This is a genomic window from Stenotrophomonas sp. FW305-C-20-S1, from assembly GCF_058783335.1.
On record NZ_JBYTEK010000011.1, the window covers coordinates 28,527 to 47,978 of the forward strand.

The window sequence follows — 19,452 nt, forward strand, 5'->3', positions numbered from 1 at the left end:
GGGCTCAGGCAGCGGAAGACATCGCCGGTTCCCCGGCAATCAGGCGGTCGAAATAGTCAGTGGTCAGCGCGATCTGGCTGGCCGGATCTTCGGCGCGGTTGACCACCGCGCGGAACGCGGCATTCTCCGGCCGATCCTTGGCGTACCAGCCCAGGTGCTTGCGCGCGATGCGCACGCCCTGCGGTTCGCCGTAGAAATCGTGCAGCGCGTGCAGATGGCCGAGCAGGATGTCGCGCACTTCGGCCAGCGACGGCGGCGGCAGCTCCTCGCCGGTGGCCAGGTAATGCGCCACTTCGCGGAAGATCCACGGCCGGCCCTGTGCGGAGCGGCCGATCATCACCGCATCCACGCCGGTCTGCTGCAGGACGAAGGCGGCCTTCTGCGGCGAATCGATATCGCCGTTGGCGATCACCGGGATGCGCAGCGCGGCCTTGATCTCGCCGATCGTGGCGTACTCGGCCTGGCCGGTGTAATGCTGGTCGCGGGTACGGCCGTGCACCGCCAGCGCAGCGATGCCACTGTCTTCGGCGATACGCGCGATGAGCGGGCCGTTGCGATGGTCGCAGTCCCAGCCGGTACGGATCTTCAGCGTCACCGGCACGTCCACCGCGTTCACCACTGCTTCCAGGATGCGCGCGACCAGCTGCTCGTCGCGCATCAGCGCTGACCCCGCCCAGGCGTTGCACACCTTCTTGGCCGGGCAGCCCATGTTGATGTCGATGATCTGCGCGCCATGGTCGACGTTGTAACGCGCGGCCTCGGCCAGCTGCTGCGGCTCGGTGCCGGCGATCTGCACGCTGATCGGCGCCGGTTCACCGGCATGGTCCATGCGGTGGATGGACTTGCGCGTGTTCCAGAATCGCGGGTCGCTGATGGTCATTTCCGAGGCGGCCAGGCCCGCGCCCAGCCGTTTGCACAGCAGGCGGAAGGGTTTGTCGGTAACGCCGGCCATGGGCGCAAGCACGACGTTGGGGGCAATGGAGTACGGGCCGATCTGCATGTGCCCATTGTAGGGCGCGGCAGGCGCCCCGGCTGGGTTGGCGGCCCGCCGGTTCAGGCCGATCCGGACCGACCTCATGCCGGACGGGCATCAGCAGATGCTTGATGGTCGCTTCCGTCGCCCCCACGGGCCGGTCATGGTGGACGGCTGGGCGGGCCGGCAAGGCGCATCCACGCACCCAGCACCCGGTAGATCCACGCCATGCGTGGATGGGGCCTTGCCCATGAACGTGAAAAGGCCCGGGCATCTGCATGCCCGGGCCCGCTCATCATCCCCATGGGGATGTCGCGTTACTTCACTTCGGCATCGGCCGGGGTGAAGCGCGGCATCGCCGCCGCTGCGCCTTCCTTCTCGGTCGAGCGACCGGCGAACTGGTTGGCGAAGCGCACGTGGCGGGCGAACGGAGCGTCCGGCACCTGTGCCATCGAGGCCACCAGCGCACCGTTGAAGGCATCGCCGGCACCGGTGGTGTCGATCGCCTGCACCTGTTCGGCACCCACGCGGTAGTACGGCTGGGTGTCGCCACGCAGGTGCTCGTCGGCATGCGACACGAACACGCCCACCGAACCAAGGGTCACCACCACCGTGCCGTTGCCGACCAGCTTGCGGCACAGCGCGTGCAGGCTGGCACCGTCCAGCGCGGCGACGTCATTGGCATCCACGCGCTCGCCGACATGACGGCCGAGCAGGGCGGCGAACTCGGTTTCGTTCGGGGTGATCACATCGGCCAGCTTCAGCAGGCCGATGCTCGACGGGGCGTCGGCCGGGGCGGCGTTGAGAACGGTGGTGACACCGGCCTCACGGGCCACGGCCAGGGCCGCTTCGATGGTCTGCACCGGCGATTCCAGCTGCACCAGCACCACTTTGGCGCCGGTCAGCAGGGCCTGCTGTTGCTGTACGAAGTCGGTGCTCAGCGCCGCGTTGGCACCCGGGCCGATGACGATGGTGTTGCGGCCACGGGCATCGACGTAGATGCCGGCGGTGCCGGTCGGCTCGCTGCTGGCTTCGGCGATCAGCGCGAAACCATCCTGCGCGGCCAGGTCACGGGCGGTGGCACCACCCGCATCGTCGCCCAGTGCACACAGGAAGCTGGTGTCAGCGCCGGCACGGCAGGCGGCAACGGCCTGGTTGAAGCCCTTGCCACCGGGACCGGTGCTGTAGCGGCCGGCAATGGTCGCACCCGGTGCCGGCAGCGACTCGCACCGCCACACGTGATCGACATTGAAGGAACCGACGACAACGACACTGCTGCTCATAGGGAATCTGTTCTCGAAACTAGGGTTCAGCTGAAATGCGTCAGCACGCCGGCGATGGTAGCCGTCATGAAGGTGGCGATGGTACCGCCCAGCACCGCGCGCAGGCCGAACTTGGCCAGATCGTGGCGACGTTCCGGTGCCAACCCGCCGATGCCGCCAATCTGGATCGCGATCGAACTGAAATTGGCGAAGCCACACAGCGCGTAGGTGGCGATCAGGCGACCTTCGTCGGACAGGCTCATGCCCGGCACCTGGCCATTCACGATCTTCGACAGTTCGGTGTAGGCGACGAACTCGTTGATCACGACCTTCTGGCCGATCAGCGAACCGACGGTGGTGGCGTCGGCCCAGGGGGTGCCGATCACCCAGGCGATCGGGGCCAGCACGTAACCGAAGATGGTCGACAGGTCGGTCGGCTTGCCGATCGCAGCCGCCAGGCCGGTCACTTCACCGATCCAGGTCAGCGGCGCATTGAGCAGGGCGATCAGGGCGATGAAGGCCAGCAGCATCGCACCGATGTTCAGGGCCAGCTTCAGGCCGTCACCGGCGCCGGCGGCGGCGGCGTCGATGATGTTGCTGGAGGTCTTCTCCACTTCCATCTTGACCGTGCCGCGGGTCAGCGGGGTGCCGGTTTCCGGAATCAGCAGCTTGGCCACGACCAGGGTGGCCGGGGCCGCCATGATGCTGGCCGCCAGCAGGTGCTTGGCGTAGAACGCCTGCTGCACCGGATCGCCGCCGCCCAGCATGCCCACGTACGCGGCAAGCACGCCGCCGGCGATGTGGGCCATGCCGCCGATCATCATCGTCAGCAGCTCGGACTGGGTCATCTTGGCGATGTACGGACGCACCGTCAGCGGCGCCTCGGTCTGGCCGATGAACACGCTGGCGCAGACGCTGGTGGTTTCCGCACCGGACACGCGCATCACCTTGGTGATCGACCAGGCCATCACCCGCACGATCGCCTGCATGACGTTGAGGTGGTACATGACCCCCATCAGCGCCGAGAAGAAGATGATCGTCGGCAGCACCTGGAAGGCGAAGATGAAACCGTAGTTCTTGACGTCCATCAACGAGCCGAAGATGAACTTCGAACCTTCGTTGACGAAGCTCAGCACTTTCACGAAGCCCTGGCCCAGCGCATCGAACACGTCGCGCCCGCCCGGTACCAGGATCACCAGGGCCGCAAAGGCGATCTGCAGGGTGATGCCGGTGGCGACCAGCTTCCAGTCCACCGCGCGCTTGTTGTTGGAAAACAGCCAGGTGATGCCGATCAGCACCGCCAAACCGAACAGGCCGAAGCCGATCCTGCCCAAACCTTCGACCATCTGAGTGACTCCCCTGGGGCGTCGCGAAAAACGGGAAGCCTAGTGCAGGGCAGGGGCCGGAGCAAGGAAAAGCCGTCTGCGCGCGGCCATCGGCTCCGATCAGGCCAGCAACAGCAAGGGGTTGCGCCTGCCGGGACAGGTAGAATGGTGGCTTGATCCCGGCCCGTATGCGGGCCCGCAGCAGGAGAATCGCATGCTCTACCGTCGCCTTGGCTCCACCGGCCTGCCGATGTCCGCCCTGTCCTTCGGCGCCTGGGTGACCTTCGGCGACCAGGTGCCGCGCGACGAGGCGCGCAACCTGGTGGCGGCGGCCTGGGACCATGGCATCAACTTCTTCGACAACGCCGAGGGCTATGCCAACGGCCGCGCCGAGCAGGTGATGGGCGATGTGATGGCCGACCTGCGCCTGCCGCGCGATGGCTTCTGTGTGTCCAGCAAGGTGTTCTTCGGCAGTGCCAAGGATCCCCGGCCCACCCAGCGCGGCCTGTCGCGCAAGCATGTGACCGACGCCTGCCATGCTGCGCTCAAGCGCCTGCGGGTGGACTACCTGGACCTTTATTACTGTCATCGTCCGGATCCGGACGCGCCGATCGCTGAGACGGTGCATGCCATGGACACCCTGGTCCGGCAGGGCAAGGTGCTGTACTGGGGCACGTCGGAATGGTCGGCCAACCAGATCCAGGAGGCGGTGGACATCGCCGCGCGCCACAACCTGCAGGCGCCGTCGATGGAGCAGCCGCAGTACAACCTGCTGCACCGTCAGCGCGTGGAAGTGGAGTACGCGCCGCTGTATGCCACCGCCGGACTGGGCACCACGATCTTCTCGCCGCTGGCCTCGGGCCTGCTGAGCGGCAAGTACGACGATGGCGTGCCGGCCGATGCGCGGCTGGGCCGCGAAGGCATGGGCTGGCTGCAGGACCTGGTGCTGGGCGACAACGCCGATGAGCGTTTGGCCCGGGTGCGCCGCTTCAGTGCGGTGGCCCGCGAGCTGGGTCACGCCCCGGCCAGCCTGGCCATCGCCTGGTGCCTGCGCAATCCCAACGTCTCCAGCGTGATCCTCGGCGCCAGCCGGGTCAGCCAGCTGCTGCAGAACCTGCAGGCGCTGGAGGTGCTGGCGCAGGTGGACGACGCCGGCTGGGCGCAGGTAGAAGCCGTATTCGCCTGAGGAACGGGGACAGGGGGGCAGGGCCGAACCCGCGCTCGGCCGGCCCTCCCGCGCCCAGTCGGGCCCATTTCAATAGATGGTAGCTATCGAATTTTAAATTTCGATCATTAATTCCATCAATGAAGTTGAGAATGGTTGTTGATTGTTAACTGAGAATCATTATCATTTAACTCGTCCCTCGCACGAGTCCAGATGCTCATGAATGCTCAACCTGTACTGCTGCGCCCCGAAACGCTGACCCTCCGCGACCGCCCGGTGCGTGTCGTGCCGCCGGAAGAGGTCATCGACAGCGAAGCCCTGCTCAAGGGCCGTCGTGAAATCCTGATCCAGCACGGTGACCGTTTCTACCGTCTGCGTCATACCAGCAACGACAAGCTGATCCTGACCAAGTAACGCGGTCTGGTCGCCCGCCTCCCTCCCTCCTGTCGGCAGCGCCGGCAGGGTGGGCGCCCCGTCCGCTCCTGCTCTCTCCCCCTCGGTCTACCGTTCATGCCTGTCAGGTGTGGCGGTGGCCGGGGGTTCCCCTGCCTGACCGAACGATGCCGATGACCCGCCCGACTGCCCTTTCCATTGCCCTGTGGATGGCTCTGCCGCTGTCCGCCCACGCTGCTGCCGATGCCGCGCCCGACGCGCGCGAGTTCGATCGCGTGCAGGTCACCGCCACCCGTACCGAACGTGCGGTCAGCGATGTCGCCGCCACCGTCGATGTGATCGACCGCGAGCAGATGGACCGGCAGCTGGTGCAGGACATCAAGGATCTGGTCCGCTACGAGCCGGGCCTGTCGGTCAGCCGCAGTGCCACCCGTTTCGGCCTCGGCAGCATCCGCATCCGCGGCCTGGATGGCAATCGCGTACGCATCCAGACCGATGGCATCGCCATGCCGACCAGCTTCAACATCGGTTCGTTCTCCAACGCCAACCGCAACTTCACCGACCTGGACACGCTCAAGCGCGTGGAGATCGTGCGCGGGCCGGCGAGTTCGCTGTACGGCTCGGACGCACTTGGCGGCGTGGTTGCCTTCGTCACCAAGGATCCGGCTGATTACCTCAAGGACGGCAAGGACAGCTACGTCGGCCTGAAATTCGGCTACGACGGCGAGTGGAAGGGCCTGCTCGGCGGCGTCACCAGCGCCTTCGGTGGCGAACACTGGAGCGGCATGGTCAACATCAACCACCGCCAGGGCCAGGAAACCGACAACAAGGGCGATGTGCGCAGCAATGACAACACGCGCACCGCGGCCAACCCGCAGGACCGCGATGGTCGCAGCGGCCTGGCCAAGCTGGTCTATGCGCCCAGCGAAGACCAGCGTTTCCGCCTGACCGTGGAAGGCAACGAAGACAACGCCGATACCGACGTGCTGTCCTCGATCGACCGCACCACCACCACCGGCATGAAGGCGCGCGACAAGCAGAACCGCACCCGCGTGTCCTTCGCCCACGAGATGGATGCGCTGGACAAGGGCTTCGCCGACAGCCTGCACTGGCAGGTCTACACGCAGGACAGCGAAACCACGCAGCGCACCGATGAGGCGCGCGCCAACGGCAGCCGCCGCCATCGCGAGTTCAGTTTCGACCAGCGCGTCTATGGCCTGCAGGCGGTGTTCAACAAGGCCTTCAGCACCGGCAGCGTCGAACACGCGCTGACCTATGGCTTCGATGGCGCCCGCACCGAGATCCGCCAGAAGCGCGATGGCTACCAGGTCAGCAATCGTGGCGTGGTCAGCACGACGATCCTGCCCGACGCGTTCCCCGTGCGCGATTTCCCGATCAGCAAGACCACCGAGCTGGGCCTGTACGCGCAGGATGAAATGCGCCTGGCCGATGGCAGGCTGTCGTTGGTGCCGGGCGTGCGCGTGGACCGCTACGAACTGAAGCCGGACGTGGACAGCATCTTCGCCGAGGACAACCCCGGCGTGGCCGTGTCGGAGCTGAAGAAGACCAGCGTGTCGCCGAAGTTCGGCCTGGTCTATCGCTTCACCGACGAGTGGTCGCTGTTTGCCGGTTACTCGCGTGGTTTCCGCTCGCCGCCGTACAACGACGTCAACCTCGGCTTCACCAATTTCGCTTTCGGCTATACCGCCATTCCCAATCCGGACCTGAAGCCGGAAACCAGCGATGGCGTTGAGCTGGGCCTGCGCTTCCTGTCGCCGGCGGCGTACGTGAGCGTGAGCGGCTACTACAACGACTACAAGGACTTCATCGAGTCGCAGACGCTGGTGGGTACCAACCCGCAGGGCCTGATGGTGTTCCAGTCGCGCAACATCGCCGACGCACGCATCTACGGCGCCGAACTGAAGGCCGGCGTCGACTTCGGCCAGATCCGTCCCGCACTGCAGGGCTGGGCGCTGCGCAGTGCGGTGGCGTGGTCGCGCGGCGACAACAAGACCGAAGACACGCCGTTGGATTCGGTCGATCCGCTGCGCGGCACCGTCGGCCTGATGTACGACACCGATACCTGGGGTGTTGAACTGGCAGGCACCTTCGTCAAGCGCAAGGACCGGCTGGCCAGCACCACCACCTATCGCCCGGCGGGCTATGGCGTGGCCGACCTGATGGCGCACTGGAACTTCGCCCCGGGCGCCACCTTCAACGTCGGTGTCTTCAACCTGGGTGACAAGCGTTACATCGACTGGTCCAACGTCGGCTCGACCCTGTCGGCCACCAGTACCGTTCTGGACCGCTATACCAGCCCCGGCCGCACCCTGTCGGCCAGCCTTGCCGTGTCCTGGTGATCCCATGAGCCGAGCCCTGTCCGCGCGCCGCCCGCCGTCCTCCCTGTCGCGTTCGTCGCCGCGGGCCTGGCCTGCGCCGGCACAGCTGGCAGCGCTCGGCACGGTGTTGTGCCTGTATCACGCCGATGGCAACGAGCTGGGCGGTTGGCGCCAGGCGGTATCGGTGCATGCCTGCCAGGGCGTGGACAGCGAGGGCCTGCGCGAAAGCCTGTGCTTCCTCGATGCACGAGGCCGTTGCGTGTGGCGCCTGTACCTGTTGCCGGACAGCGATTTCCTGGCCTGGGACCGACTGGTGGCGACGCTGCCGCCGGGTCCTTCGCACGATAGCGATGGCAGCGTCGGTGAGCGCCTGTGGCGGCGCCTGGCCGGGCACCTGGGCGGACAACGCTGGCGTCTGTGCACGCTGCGCCTGCACGCCGCCGACGAGGGCCGGACCCTGGCCGCCAGCCTGTCCACGCTGTCGTCGCTCGGTGCCGCCACCGCGCGCCGCATCGCACGCATGGAAGGCGCCGAAGGCGAACTGGCGATCGACGACTGCTGCTGCGCCGACGCCGCACGCCGCCCTGCCGCGCGCGCTCCCGGCGACCTGCCGCTGGTACGGCTGTGACCTGATTGCGATGGATTGCCTGCCGGCCAGGATGGCCTTTCCACGAAACCTGCAACCCCGAAGGAAGACCCGATGAAGTTCCAGACAGCCAGCGTGATGGTGCTGCTCGCCGCTAGTGGCGCCGCCAGCGCGCAGCCCTCCGACATCGCCCGCGACCATGACAGCATCCTTGCCATGCAGGGTGAGTACACGGTGGATTTCGCCTTCGATGAGACCGTGCTGCTGAAGCCGGGCTACGAGCGCGCGCCGGCCATGCGCAGCGGTGGCAACGAAGTGGTGATCGTGGTCGAGGACACGCCGAAGCGCATCGTGCTGCAGCACCTGCTGCTGGACGAGAAGAGCGGCCACGTGACCAAGCACTGGCGGCAGGACTGGGTGTATGAAGCGCCGAACCGCTTCGAGTTCAGCGCCGACCAGACCTGGCAGGTGCGCACGATCGCGGCCGCAACCAACCAGGGCGCCTGGACCCAGTGCGTGTACGAAGTCAGCGATGCACCGCGCTACTGCGGCACCGGCACGTGGACCTACCTCAACAACGTGCCGACCTGGACCAGCGACATCAGCTGGCGGCCGCTGCCACGCCGCGAGTACACCAAGCGCAGCGATTACAACGCGCTGGCGGTGGTCAACCGCCACACCCTGACCCCGAACGGCTGGACCCACGAGCAGTTCAACACCAAGGTGCAGCGCAACGCGGATGGCAGCCAGGTGGAAATCGCCCGCGAATTCGGCTTCAACGACTACACCAGGACCACCGAGGTCGACTTCACCCCGGCGCGCGATTACTGGAAGGCCACCGCCGGTTACTGGAGCAAGGTGCGCCAGCGCTGGGACGGCTTCCTGACCCAGGCCCCGGGCGTGCACCTGAAGACCAAGCTCGACGGCATGGCGATGATCATCCCGTTGTTCACCCAGGCGGAGGACGTGCAGGCCGGCAAGAAGGTGAAGGACGCGCAGATCGACGAAGTCTTCGCCAAGTACGTGGAAAAGGCGCCGAAGGAAGGTTGATCGGCGCGCTGCGGTGCCGGATGCGCACTGCACTGGTGGGTGCCGAGCTTGCTCGGCACGCTCTCCGGCGGTGATTGCACCCGGCATCCACGCATGGCGTGGATCTACTGGAGCTATCGGCAATGCATCCACGCGTGGCGTGGATCTACTGGGACCATCGGCACTGCATCCACGCATGGCGTGGATCTACTTGCTTGCGCGGCGTGGATCTACCGGGATCATCGGTAATGCATCCACGCATGGCGTGGATCTACCGGGATCATCGGTAATTCATCCACGCTTGGCGTGGATCTACCGGGATCATCGGTAATTCATCCACGCTTGGCGTGGATCTACTCGGCTCGCTGGTAGATCCACGCCATGCGTGGATGCCCTTGCCACAGAACAGCGTCAGGCCTCGCGCAGCGCCAATGCCGGTGGCGTGTGCAGGATCCGCCGGGTCCCCAACCAGCCGGCCAGCAGGCTCAGCGCGATGCCGAGCAGGCCACCCAGCAGCAGGCCAGGCCACGGCGGCAGCAGCGGTAGTTCGAACACCTTCTGCGACACCGCAACGCCGATCACCGCTGCCGCGCCCACCGCCAGCAGCGCCGCCAGCGCGCCCAGCGCACCGAACTCGACCAGCACCGCGCCACGCAGCTGGCGCCGCGTCGCACCCAGCGTGCGCAGCACCGCGCTGTCATAGCGGCGCTCGCCCGCCGTTGCCTGCAGCGCCGCCAGCAGCACCAGCACGCCGGCCAGCAGGCTGAACACCATCACCAGCTGCACCGCCTGCGCCACCCGTTCCATCACATCGCGTACCTGCGAGATCACCGCATCCACGTCCAGCAGCGAGAGGTTGGGCTGCGCACGCACCAGGGCACCCAGTCCCGCCGATCGGCCAGCCGGGAGATGGAACGCCGACAGCAGGTTGTGCGGTGTATCGCCCACCGCGTTCGGGTTCAACAACACGAAGAAGTTCGGGCGGAAGGTATTCCAGTCGGCCTTGCGCACGCTGGTGACGCTGAACTCGCGCTGCTGCTCGCCCACCGCAATGGTGATGCGGTCACCGGGATACACGCCGTAGCGCTTGGCCCAGCCGATCTCCACGGATGCCTCCGCGGCGGTGCTGTCCGGCTTCCAGAACGTGCCGTTGACCAGCGTATTGGCCGGCGGGAACGTGCTGCGCCAACTGAAGTTCAGCGGCCGGTTCTCGTCATCGTCGTCGCGCTGTCCTTCACCCTGCGGCTGATTGTCGTCGGCCGGCGTGCGATCCACTCGCAGCGGCGGCTTGCCGTTGATCGCGATCAGGCGGCCGGTGGCCATCGGTTCGATGCTGGCATCGTGCGCACCCAGGCCCTGCAGGGTGGCCAGCACGCTGTCGCGCTGCTCGGGCTGGATGTTGATCAGGAAATAATTGGGCGTGTCCGCAGGCAGGCGCTCGCGCCACTGCTGCAGCAGGCCGGGGCCGATCACCGCCAGCAACAGCAGGGCGCACAGCGACAGTGACAGCCCCACCAGCTGCATCACCGCCAGCATCCGCCGCCGCGTCAGCGCCGCCAGGCCCAGCCGCCAGTTGCCGTGCAGGCGGTGCTGCAGGCCACGCAGCAGCTGCAGCAGCAGGAACCCGACCACGCCCGCGGCCACCGCCAGCCCGGCCAGGCCACCCAGCACCCACAGCGCCAGTTTCAGATCGCCGGTGACCTGCACCGCCAGTACCAGGCTGGCCGCCAGCGCAGCCACATAGGCCAGCAGCGAGGCCGGCGGCAAGGCAGCGAACGAACGGTTGAGCACGCGCATCGGCGGCACGCCACGCAGGCGCAGCAGCGGTGGCAGTCCGAAGCCGAACAGCAGCAACAGGCCGATTCCCGCGCCGGTCAGCGCAGGCATGGCTTCGGGCAGCGGCAGGCGTTGCGGCACCAGGCTGCCCAGTACCTGCACCAGTCCTTCCTGTGCCGCCATGCCCAGGCCGATGCCGATCGCACACGCCGGCACCGCCAGCATCAGCAGCTGCAGGGCCAGGCCGGCCAGGATGTCGCGCTGGCGTGCACCCAGGCAGCGCAGGATCGCCACCTGGTCGATGCGACGCAGCGCGAACCGGTTGGCCGCCAGTGCGGTGGCAACGCCGGCCAGCAGCACCGCCAGCAGCGCGCTCAGGCCGAGGAAACGACCGGCCAGGTCGAAGGCCTGGCGCACACCGCGCTGGGTATCGTTCACGCTGAGCAGGCGCATGCCTTTTACCTGCGGCAGCAGCCATTGCCGGAATGACGCGATGTCGGCGGCAGGGCCGGCGAACATCACCCGGTAGTTGATGCGGCTGCCGGGGCCGAGCAGGCCGGTGCCTTCCACATCGGCGCGGTTGACCAGCAGGGTCGGCGACAGCGTCAGCAGGTCGCCACCGGCATCCGGTTCCGATTCGATGATGCCGGCGATGCGCAGCGTGCCCGCACCGAATTCCAGATCGTCGCCGGCCTTCAGGCCCAGTGCCTGCAGCAGGCGTGGGTCGGCATAGGCCTGGCCCTTGGCCGGCATTCCGGCATCGGCGATCAGCGCGCCGCCGGGCGTGGCACGCACGCGCAGCGCGCCGCGCAGGGGGTAGCCCGCTTCCACGGCCTTGATGCTGGCCATCTGGCTGGCATCGCCCTGGAACAGCACGCTGCCGAAGCTGGCCAGCCGCGTATGCGCCAGGCCGCGTCGCTGCGCCTCCTCAACGAACGCGGCGGGCGGGTCATCGCGGCCGGCAACACCGAGGTCGCCGCCGAGCATTTCCGCCGCGCTGCCGGTCAATGCCAGGTTGACCCGGTTCACCAGCGTGCCCACCGCCGTCATCACCGCCACGCCCAGTACCAGGGCGGCGAACACGGTCAGCAGGTCACCTGCCAGGGCCTCGCGGCGCAGCGCGCGCCACGCATGCCGCAGCAGGTTCATGCGTCCACTCCATGTTCCACCGGCTGCAGGCGGCCGTTGTCGATGCGATGGATGTACTGGCAGCGCTGCGCCAGGCGCAGGTCGTGGGTGACCAGCACCAGCGTGGTACCGCTGCCGGCATTGAGTTCGAACAGCAGATCGCTGATGTGCTGGCCGGTGGCCTGGTCCAGTGAACCGGTGGGTTCGTCGGCGAACAGGATGCGCGGGCGGCTGACGAATGCCCGGGCAAGGGCGACACGCTGCTGCTCACCGCCGGACAACTGCCGCGGATAGTGGCGGGCGCGATGCGAGAGCCCGACCGCAGCCAGCACCTCGTCCACCCGCGTGCGGTCCTCGCGCCCGGCCAGTTCCAGCGGCAGCGCGATGTTCTCGGCCGCCGTCAGCGCCGGCAGCAGATGGAAGCTCTGGAAGACGAAGCCGACGTCGCGCGCGCGCAGTTGTGCACGCGCTTCTTCGTCCAGCGCTGTCAGATCCTGGCCCGCCAGCGCGATGCGGCCACGGCTGGGCAGGTCCAGCCCGGCCAGCAGGCCGAGCAGGGTGGTCTTGCCGGAACCAGAGGCGCCGACGATGGCCACGCTGGTGCCTTCATGGACGGTCAGGGTGATGTTGTCCAGTATGTGGACTTCACCCTCCGGGCCATGCACGGATTTGCCGACCTGGTCGACGGCGATGGCGACGGGCGCGCTGCGGGGGGACAGGCTGTCGATGAGGAGACTCCAATGCACAAGACGGAATGGAGCCGGCAAGCCGGCGCAATGATGATGCTGCTGCTAGGGTTGCTGCTGTTGCCGGCACTGGCGTGTGCCAAAGGTCCGGGCGGCGGTACCGTGCTGGTGCTCGGTGACAGCCTCAGTGCCGCCCACAATATCCCGGCCGATGCCGGCTGGGTCAGCCTGCTGCAGCAGCGGGTCAGGCAGCAGTCGAAAACCCCGCCGCGCATCGTCAACGCCAGCATGAGCGGGGAAACCACCGCTGGCGCGCTGACCCGCCTGCCGGGCCTGCTTGGCCGGGAGAAGCCCAGGGTGGTGGTGATCGCCCTTGGTGGCAACGATGCGCTGCGCGGGCTGACCCCGGCGCAGGTGCAGGGCAACCTGGAGAAGATGGTGCAGGCCAGCCAGAAGGCCGGTGCCAAGGTGCTGCTGCTGGGCATCGATGTGCCGCCCAATTATGGGCCAGGCTACCGCCAGCGCCTGGCTGCGGCGTACCGGGCACTGGCCACGCAGTACAAGGTGCCGTTGCTGCCGTTCCTGCTGGAAGGCGTGGCCCTGCAGCCCGGCTTGATGCAGGCCGACGGCCTGCATCCCACCGCGCAAGCGCAGCCGAAGGTGCTGGACAACGTCTGGCCGCTGCTGAAACCGCTGCTGTGAGCACGCCATCTTCTTTTCATTGACGCAACTTCACATCGCGTGCACCGTCGATCGGGCATGTTTCACAAAGCTGAAGAAAGAGGGATTCTCATGCGTCAGACGAAGGAGACTTCCGGCTTGGTGCTGGTGGTCGAAGACAACCGCAATATCTCCGAGATGATCGGTGAATACCTGGAAGGCCGTGGCTTCGAGGTCGACTATGCGCAGGATGGCCTGGACGGCTACCGTCTGGCTGCCGAGAACAGCTACGACGTCGTCGTGCTGGACCTCATGCTGCCGCGGCTGGATGGCATCGAAGTGTGCCGCCGGCTGCGCAACGATGCGCGCAAGTCGACCCCGGTGCTGATGCTGACCGCGCGCGACACGCTGGATGACAAGCTCACCGGCCTTGGCTTTGGTGCCGACGATTACCTGACCAAGCCGTTCGCGATCCAGGAACTGGAAGCCCGCCTGCGCGCGCTGATCCGCCGCGAACGTCGCCAGGTGGGTTCGGAAGTGCTCAAGGTCGCCGACCTGGTGCTCGATCCGGTCAGCATGCGTGCCACCCGTGCCGGCACCGAGCTGCAGCTGTCGCCGATCGGCCTGCGCCTGCTGACCATCCTGATGCGTGAATCGCCGCGTGTGGTCACCCGCCAGGAAATCGAGCGCGAGATCTGGGGCAACGGCCTGCCTGATTCGGACACGTTGCGCAGCCATCTGTACAACCTGCGCAAGATCATCGACAAGCCGTTCGATCGGCCGCTGCTGCACACCGTGCAGAGCGCGGGCTATCGCATCGCCGATATCGCCCAGCCGATGGCCTGATCGACGTCGTGCCGGCGTTGCAGCAGAACCGGCACGGCCGTGGTCGGCAGGGAAGGGGTGAACGTTCCGGATACCGGGTCGTCATCGTCCATGCACGATCACGGCACAGCGCGCTGCCTATAATCGCAGCGCTCTGACCGGGACACCGCAATGCCGCACGGCCTGCCGCGCAAGATCCGTATCGCCTTCATCCTGCAAGCCGTGCTGGCCAGCCTGGGTATCCTGCTGGGTGCCTGGCTGGTTTCGCTGGTGATCAAGCACAGCCTGGTGGGCGCTGCCCTGCGCGAAGAAGCGGCGTACTACTGGACACTGCACGAGGCCTCGCCCGTGCAGCCGCCACCCAATACCCAGAACATCCGTGGCTACCTGCTGGAACGCGGGCAGTCCAGCCTGTCACTGCCGGCCAACCTGCGCACGTTGGAACCGGGTTTCCACGAACTGCCCGACGACGATCAGCTGGTGCTGGTCGACGCCCGCGAAGAGGGGCGCCTGTACCTGGTGTTCCTGCGCTCGCGCGCGGAGATGCTGGCGTTCTGGTTCGGCATCGTGCCGGTGCTGCTGACCCTGCTGGCGGTATATGGCGCCTCCTGGATCACCTACCGTGCCTCCAAACGCCTGGTATCGCCGGTGAACTGGCTGGCGCGTCGTGTCTCGCGCTGGGATCCGGGCCATCCGGAAGCGGCCGACCTGGAGCCGAACAAGCTGCCGGCGGACATGCAGGGCGAGACCCGGCAGCTGGCGGCGGCGCTGCATTCGCTGGCCAACCGGGTCACCGCGCACGTGGCGCGCGAGCGCAACTTCACCCGTGATGCCAGCCATGAACTGCGCACGCCGCTGACCGTCATCCGCGTGGCCAGCGACATGGCGCTGGGCGATGAAAGCCTGGAGCCGCGCCTGCGTCGGAGCCTGCAGCGCATCCAGCGTGCCGGGCGGGACATGGAAGCGGTGATCGATGCCTTCCTGATCCTGGCCCGTGAGGCCGACGTCGAGCCGCAGGTGGAACTGTTCGACGTCAACGACATCGTCCGTTACGAAGTGGACAACGCCAACGAGCTGCTGGTGGGACGGCCGCTGGCGGTGCACCTGCACAGCGACGCGGCCGTGCAGCTGCACGCACCGCCGCGGGTGCTGCAGGTGGTGGTCAGCAACCTGGTGCGCAACGCCTGCAGCTATACCGATGAAGGCCGCATCGACGTGCACGTGCACAACGACCGGGTGGTGGTGAGCGATACCGGCATCGGCATGTCCGCAGACGCGCTGTCGCGTGCGTTCGAGCCGTTCTATCGTGCCGATCCCAGCCGACCGCAGGGCACCGGCCTGGGGCTGTCGATCGTGCGCCGCCTGTGTGACCGCTTCGGCTGGAAGGTCAGCCTGGCCAGCGAGCTGGGCAAGGGCACCGAGGCGACGGTGATTTTCCGCTGAGGGCCGCTTGCCACCTCGGTAGTTGCCGACCTTGGTCGGCGCTTTCACTGGGATGCAGGTGGACGCATTCATGCCAACCAAGGTTGGCAACTACCGGAGCACGCGCGTTGTCGCGGTAGTGCCGGCCGCTGGCCGGCAACCTCGGGATCAATCAGTTGCAGTTGACCTTCGGCGCCAGCGCCTTGGTCCAGATCGCATAGCCGGCCGGGGTCATGTGCAGCATGTCCTCGCGGAACAACGACGCATCGGGTTGGCCGTCGGCCCCCAGCATCGGTGTGTAGATGTCGGTGTAGCCGGTGTTGGGCAGCTTCGCCAACGCAGCCTTGATCTTCGCGTTGGCGTCGTTGATCGCCGGCAGCAGGTGCGCCCGCGAGGGGCTGGGCTTGATGGAGACGTATTCCACCTTCGTCTGCGGCAGGTCGCGATGCACGCGCTGCACGAAGGCCACCACGTCATCGCGTACCTGGGTCGCGCTGCGGCCGCTGTTGAGGTCGTTGTCGCCGGCGTAGAAGAACACCTTGCACGGCGCGTACGGCACGATGGCCTGGCCGGCGTACCAGGTGCTGTCGCGTACTTCCGAACCTCCGAAGCCGCGGTTGAACACCGGTTGCCCCGGGAAATCCCGGGCCAGGCTGTCCCACATGCGGAAGGACGAGCTGCCGATGAACTCGATGCCGCCGCGCGGCGGCGGGTTGGTCCGGTCGGCGCTGGCGAAGGCGGCGATGTCGGCCTCCCAGGCCACGTTGGAGACCTGCGCAGGGATCTGCGGCGACGCCGGCGGGCTCAGGGCCTGGGCCAGCGGCGCGGCCAGCAGGCCGAGCAGGATCAGGCAGGTGCGGGGACGGGTCATCAGGCACTCCGGCAGGGCAGGGGTATCCATCATAGAAGCTGGGCTGGCCCCGCGCTTGGCCGCGCTGGGCCGTTTGCGGGGTCGTTCGCAGGGCCTCGCGGCGGGGCGTGCGGGGTGCCATTGCCGCCCTTGTGGCAAAATGGGGGCTGTCTGCCTATCCCTGTGCACCCATGATTTCCTGCCGTGCGTCTGAGCGGTCGCTGCGCCGCGCCCCTGTTGCTGGATCCATCACCCGTGGCTGATCAGTTCGGCCACATGCCCCGCGGCCCGCGCCGCATCTTCCAGGCCGCCCGCTGGTCCTGGCAGGGCCTGCGTGCTGCCTGGCTGCACGAGTCCTCGTTCCGGCTGGAGGTCTACCTGCTGGTGCTGCTGACCCCGCTGGCGATCTGGCTGGGCCAGACCCCGGTGGAGCGCGCGCTGATGATCGGCTCGATGCTGCTGGTGCTGGCGATGGAGCTGGCCAATTCGGCCATCGAGGCGGTGATCGAGCGCTATGGCGCGGAAATCCACGAACTGGCCGGCCGCGCCAAGGACATGGGCTCGGCGGCGGTGTTCGTGCTGATGATGAACGTGCTGCTGTGCTGGGCCCTGGTGCTGGTGCCGCGATTGTTCCCGGCCAGCGTCGGCTGATCCTTCTTCCTCCCCCTTGTTGAAGACTTCCCATGTCCCTTGAGCTTCTCGCCGATCCGAACGTCTGGTTGACCCTGTTCACCTTGAGCGCGCTGGAAATCGTGCTCGGCATCGACAATCTGGTGTTCATCTCCATCGCCGTCAGCAAGCTGCCCGAAGAGCGCCGCCCGTTCGCGCGCCGCCTCGGCATCGCCGTGGCCTGCATTACCCGTATCGGCCTGCTGGTCTCGCTGGCGTACCTGGCGCACATGCAGGCAAACCTGTTCACCGTGGCCGGCATGGGCATCTCCATCCGCGACCTGGTGCTGATCGTCGGTGGCCTGTTCCTGATCATCAAGGGCTGGATGGAGATCAAGGAGATGATCACCGGTGGCGAGGACGAGGACCCGACCACCACCAAGACCTCGGCCGTGTTCGGCTACGTGATCGCGCAGATCGCGGTCATCGACATCGTGTTCTCGCTGGATTCGGTGATCACCGCCGTCGGCATCGCCGACCACGTGCCGGTGATGGTGGCGGCGATCCTGTTGTCGGTGGCGGTGATGCTGCTGGCGGCCAACCCGCTGGGCCGCTTCATCGATGCCAACCCGACCGTGAAGATGCTGGCCCTGGCCTTCATCCTGCTGATCGGCGCGGTGCTGATCCTGGACGGCCTGGACGTGCACGTGCCCAAGCCCTACATCTACGCCGCGATGGGCTTCTCGGTGCTGGTGGAGTGGCTGAACCTGCTGATGCGCCGCCGCGCACGCGAACACCACGTGCCGGGCGCCGGCGACTGGTAAGCAAGCGAGACAGAACCCCCGGCCCGGCCGGGGGTTCTGCGTTTCAGGCGCCGCTGCGCTCGCCGGGCATGGCCCGGCGCTACCGAAGCGTGGGCCATGCCCGGCGTGGCTTCTTCCCGCAATGCCGGCTTGCACCTTCCACTTGTGAATCGGGATCAACACTGTTTTCCCGCGTAGTGGCTTACTCCCGGCCGGCAAAGCGCGCAGGCTACGCGCTCATTTTCCACAGGGCCTGCCCCCACGCAGGCAATCCCCATGAATTCCAGAGCCGCATTGCTGGCCCTCGCCGTCGGCGCCTTCGCCATTGGCACCACCGAGTTCACGCCGATGGGCCTGCTGCCGGTCATCGCCAACGGCGTGGGGGTCAGCATCCCCACCGCCGGCATGCTGATCACCGCCTATGCGGTGGGCGTGATGCTGGGCGCACCGGTGATGACCCTGCTGATGGGACGCTTCGGCAAGCGCACCGCGCTGATGCTGCTGATGTCGATCTTCGTGGTCGGCAACCTGCTGTCGGCGCTGGCCCCGAACTACGGCCTGCTGCTGCTGTCACGGCTGGTGACCAGCCTCAATCACGGTGCGTTCTTCGGCATCGGCGCGGTGGTCGCCGCCAGCCTGGTGCCGAAGGAGAAGCAGGCCGCGGCGGTGGCAACGATGTTCATGGGCCTGACCATCGCCAACATCGGTGGCGTGCCGCTGGCGACCTGGGTCGGCCAGCAGCTGGGCTGGCGCCTGGCCTTTGCCGGCACCGCCGTACTCGGTGTGGTTGCGATCACCGCGTTGGCCATGGCACTGCCGCCGTCGGCTGCGGGCGCGCGCCCGGATGTCCGGCGTGAACTGAAATCGATCATGCAGCCGCAGGTGCTGCTGGCGATGGCCACTACGGTGCTGGGTGCAGGTGCGATGTTCACCCTCTACACCTACGTGGCGCCGGTGCTGACTGAACTGACCGGTGCGTCGAATGCCTTCATCGCGCTGTCGCTGGCATTGATCGGCATCGGCTTTACCTTCGGTAACGGTATTGGCGGCCGCATGGCCGACTGGTCGCTGGACGGCGCCACCCGGATCCTGCTGGCGGTACTTGCGGTGCTGATGTTCGTGCTGCCGCTGGCTTTCATGAGCCACGCGACTGCAGCGCTGGGTGTACTGCTGTTCGGTGCGGCGACCTTCGCGATCGTGCCGCCGTTGCAGATCCGGGTGATGCAGGCGGCCAGCGAGGCGCCGGGCCTGGCGTCGTCGATCAACGTCGGTGCGTTCAACCTCGGCAATGCACTGGGCGCGGCGCTGGGTGGTGCGGTGATCAGCCTGGGGCTGGGGTACGCGGCGATTCCGGTGGCCGGTGGGCTGCTGGCAGCGTCGGCGCTGCTGCTGGCGTGGTTGGGGCGGGCACGCGCGCCGGTGGCTGAGGCTTGCTGAGAGATGTGTTCCGGCAGGGCTGCGCCCTGCACCCGCAGAGGCGGTAGTGCCGGCCGCTGGCCGGCAACCTCAACAGCAACGGCGGGCATTCCGTGGGATGGCGGGGTGGGTCCGGTGGCAGGGGACGGCGCAAGTACGTCCCTGTAGCCTCGGTCGCGCCATCCATGGCGCTCACGCCCCCTCA

The 19,452-nt window shown here is 67.2% G+C and carries 17 protein-coding genes; 11 read left to right on the forward strand and 6 right to left on the reverse strand.

The window, feature by feature from the left end; all coding sequences use genetic code 11:
• Positions 1 to 4: 4 nt before the first annotated feature.
• From dusB to AC3WTC_RS07960, 3 genes are all read right to left on the reverse strand, one after another.
• The gene (dusB, locus tag AC3WTC_RS07950; RefSeq protein WP_025877853.1) at positions 5 to 1,000 is read right to left on the reverse strand and encodes a tRNA dihydrouridine synthase DusB; all 996 of its coding nucleotides are present in this window, start codon (positions 998 to 1,000) and stop codon (positions 5 to 7) included.
• Positions 1,001 to 1,290: 290 nt separating this feature from the next.
• The gene (locus AC3WTC_RS07955) at positions 1,291 to 2,256 is read right to left on the reverse strand and encodes a ribokinase (RefSeq protein WP_025877854.1); all 966 of its coding nucleotides are present in this window, start codon (positions 2,254 to 2,256) and stop codon (positions 1,291 to 1,293) included.
• A gap of 26 nt (positions 2,257 to 2,282) precedes the next feature.
• The gene (locus tag AC3WTC_RS07960) at positions 2,283 to 3,581 is read right to left on the reverse strand and encodes a NupC/NupG family nucleoside CNT transporter (protein ID WP_025877855.1); all 1,299 of its coding nucleotides are present in this window, start codon (positions 3,579 to 3,581) and stop codon (positions 2,283 to 2,285) included.
• Positions 3,582 to 3,774: 193 nt separating this feature from the next.
• Here AC3WTC_RS07960 and AC3WTC_RS07965 point away from each other — a divergent pair, with 193 nt between their 5' ends.
• The 5 genes from AC3WTC_RS07965 (at position 3,775) to AC3WTC_RS07985 (ending at position 9,093) form a co-directional block, all read left to right on the forward strand.
• The gene (locus AC3WTC_RS07965; protein WP_492711260.1) at positions 3,775 to 4,746 is read left to right on the forward strand and encodes an aldo/keto reductase; all 972 of its coding nucleotides are present in this window, start codon (positions 3,775 to 3,777) and stop codon (positions 4,744 to 4,746) included.
• Between the two features lie 198 nt (positions 4,747 to 4,944).
• Positions 4,945 to 5,139: a hemin uptake protein HemP gene (gene hemP, locus AC3WTC_RS07970; protein WP_005412278.1), complete on the forward strand. Its 195-nt coding sequence runs from the start codon at positions 4,945 to 4,947 to the stop codon at positions 5,137 to 5,139.
• A 152-nt stretch (positions 5,140 to 5,291) separates the two neighbouring features.
• Positions 5,292 to 7,478 (forward strand): TonB-dependent hemoglobin/transferrin/lactoferrin family receptor, encoded by a 2,187-nt coding sequence (locus AC3WTC_RS07975; RefSeq protein WP_170919622.1) that lies wholly within the window; start codon positions 5,292 to 5,294, stop codon positions 7,476 to 7,478.
• A 4-nt stretch (positions 7,479 to 7,482) separates the two neighbouring features.
• Positions 7,483 to 8,085: a ChuX/HutX family heme-like substrate-binding protein gene (locus AC3WTC_RS07980; protein ID WP_025877867.1), complete on the forward strand. Its 603-nt coding sequence runs from the start codon at positions 7,483 to 7,485 to the stop codon at positions 8,083 to 8,085.
• A 72-nt stretch (positions 8,086 to 8,157) separates the two neighbouring features.
• On the forward strand, positions 8,158 to 9,093 hold the full coding sequence (locus tag AC3WTC_RS07985; RefSeq protein ID WP_032974928.1) for a DUF6607 family protein: 936 nt from the start codon (positions 8,158 to 8,160) through the stop codon (positions 9,091 to 9,093).
• 390 nt (positions 9,094 to 9,483) lie between these two features.
• On the opposite strand, the gene AC3WTC_RS07990 is transcribed toward AC3WTC_RS07985, so the two are convergent.
• Together AC3WTC_RS07990 and AC3WTC_RS07995 are read right to left on the reverse strand one after the other, a co-directional pair.
• Positions 9,484 to 11,997, reverse strand: a complete 2,514-nt coding sequence (locus AC3WTC_RS07990) for an ABC transporter permease (RefSeq protein ID WP_481462689.1) — start codon at positions 11,995 to 11,997, stop codon at positions 9,484 to 9,486.
• On the reverse strand, positions 11,994 to 12,641 hold the full coding sequence (locus AC3WTC_RS07995; RefSeq protein ID WP_059066070.1) for an ABC transporter ATP-binding protein: 648 nt from the start codon (positions 12,639 to 12,641) through the stop codon (positions 11,994 to 11,996). Before AC3WTC_RS07995 ends, AC3WTC_RS07990 begins: the two co-directional genes overlap by 4 nt.
• A gap of 75 nt (positions 12,642 to 12,716) precedes the next feature.
• Here AC3WTC_RS07995 and AC3WTC_RS08000 point away from each other — a divergent pair, with 75 nt between their 5' ends.
• From AC3WTC_RS08000 to AC3WTC_RS08010, 3 genes are all read left to right on the forward strand, one after another.
• Positions 12,717 to 13,364 carry an arylesterase gene (locus AC3WTC_RS08000; protein WP_492711261.1) on the forward strand — a complete coding sequence of 216 codons (648 nt, stop codon included), beginning with the start codon at positions 12,717 to 12,719 and terminating at the stop codon, positions 13,362 to 13,364.
• Between the two features lie 90 nt (positions 13,365 to 13,454).
• Positions 13,455 to 14,168 (forward strand): response regulator transcription factor, encoded by a 714-nt coding sequence (locus AC3WTC_RS08005; protein WP_002811889.1) that lies wholly within the window; start codon positions 13,455 to 13,457, stop codon positions 14,166 to 14,168.
• A gap of 150 nt (positions 14,169 to 14,318) precedes the next feature.
• Positions 14,319 to 15,590 (forward strand): sensor histidine kinase, encoded by a 1,272-nt coding sequence (locus AC3WTC_RS08010; protein WP_032974932.1) that lies wholly within the window; start codon positions 14,319 to 14,321, stop codon positions 15,588 to 15,590.
• A gap of 151 nt (positions 15,591 to 15,741) precedes the next feature.
• On the opposite strand, the gene AC3WTC_RS08015 is transcribed toward AC3WTC_RS08010, so the two are convergent.
• The gene (locus AC3WTC_RS08015) at positions 15,742 to 16,440 is read right to left on the reverse strand and encodes an SGNH/GDSL hydrolase family protein (RefSeq protein WP_218788722.1); all 699 of its coding nucleotides are present in this window, start codon (positions 16,438 to 16,440) and stop codon (positions 15,742 to 15,744) included.
• A gap of 234 nt (positions 16,441 to 16,674) precedes the next feature.
• Between AC3WTC_RS08015 and AC3WTC_RS08020 the strand changes: the two genes are divergently transcribed.
• From AC3WTC_RS08020 to AC3WTC_RS08030, 3 genes are all read left to right on the forward strand, one after another.
• Positions 16,675 to 17,070 (forward strand): diacylglycerol kinase, encoded by a 396-nt coding sequence (locus AC3WTC_RS08020; RefSeq protein ID WP_025877898.1) that lies wholly within the window; start codon positions 16,675 to 16,677, stop codon positions 17,068 to 17,070.
• 32 nt (positions 17,071 to 17,102) lie between these two features.
• A complete protein-coding gene (locus AC3WTC_RS08025) occupies positions 17,103 to 17,852 on the forward strand; it encodes a TerC family protein (protein ID WP_025877899.1) in 750 nt (249 codons plus the stop codon).
• Between the two features lie 255 nt (positions 17,853 to 18,107).
• Positions 18,108 to 19,268, forward strand: coding sequence for an MFS transporter (locus AC3WTC_RS08030; RefSeq protein ID WP_263929481.1), 1,161 nt, complete (start codon positions 18,108 to 18,110; stop codon positions 19,266 to 19,268).
• The last annotated feature ends 184 nt before the right edge of the window (positions 19,269 to 19,452 follow it).

Coding starts and splice junctions, on each gene's coding strand:
- AC3WTC_RS07960 (WP_025877855.1), bottom strand. CDS start 3,581: ATGGTCGAAGGTTTGGGCAGGATCGGCTTCGGCCTGTTCGGTTTGGCG.
- AC3WTC_RS08015 (WP_218788722.1), bottom strand. CDS start 16,440: ATGACCCGTCCCCGCACCTGCCTGATCCTGCTCGGCCTGCTGGCCGCG.
- AC3WTC_RS07975 (WP_170919622.1), top strand. CDS start 5,292: ATGACCCGCCCGACTGCCCTTTCCATTGCCCTGTGGATGGCTCTGCCG.
- AC3WTC_RS08005 (WP_002811889.1), top strand. CDS start 13,455: ATGCGTCAGACGAAGGAGACTTCCGGCTTGGTGCTGGTGGTCGAAGAC.
- dusB (WP_025877853.1), bottom strand. CDS start 1,000: ATGCAGATCGGCCCGTACTCCATTGCCCCCAACGTCGTGCTTGCGCCC.
- AC3WTC_RS07990 (WP_481462689.1), bottom strand. CDS start 11,997: ATGAACCTGCTGCGGCATGCGTGGCGCGCGCTGCGCCGCGAGGCCCTG.
- AC3WTC_RS07965 (WP_492711260.1), top strand. CDS start 3,775: ATGCTCTACCGTCGCCTTGGCTCCACCGGCCTGCCGATGTCCGCCCTG.
- hemP (WP_005412278.1), top strand. CDS start 4,945: ATGAATGCTCAACCTGTACTGCTGCGCCCCGAAACGCTGACCCTCCGC.
- AC3WTC_RS07980 (WP_025877867.1), top strand. CDS start 7,483: ATGAGCCGAGCCCTGTCCGCGCGCCGCCCGCCGTCCTCCCTGTCGCGT.
- AC3WTC_RS08025 (WP_025877899.1), top strand. CDS start 17,103: ATGTCCCTTGAGCTTCTCGCCGATCCGAACGTCTGGTTGACCCTGTTC.
- AC3WTC_RS07955 (WP_025877854.1), bottom strand. CDS start 2,256: ATGAGCAGCAGTGTCGTTGTCGTCGGTTCCTTCAATGTCGATCACGTG.
- AC3WTC_RS07985 (WP_032974928.1), top strand. CDS start 8,158: ATGAAGTTCCAGACAGCCAGCGTGATGGTGCTGCTCGCCGCTAGTGGC.
- AC3WTC_RS08030 (WP_263929481.1), top strand. CDS start 18,108: ATGAATTCCAGAGCCGCATTGCTGGCCCTCGCCGTCGGCGCCTTCGCC.
- AC3WTC_RS08010 (WP_032974932.1), top strand. CDS start 14,319: ATGCCGCACGGCCTGCCGCGCAAGATCCGTATCGCCTTCATCCTGCAA.
- AC3WTC_RS08000 (WP_492711261.1), top strand. CDS start 12,717: ATGCACAAGACGGAATGGAGCCGGCAAGCCGGCGCAATGATGATGCTG.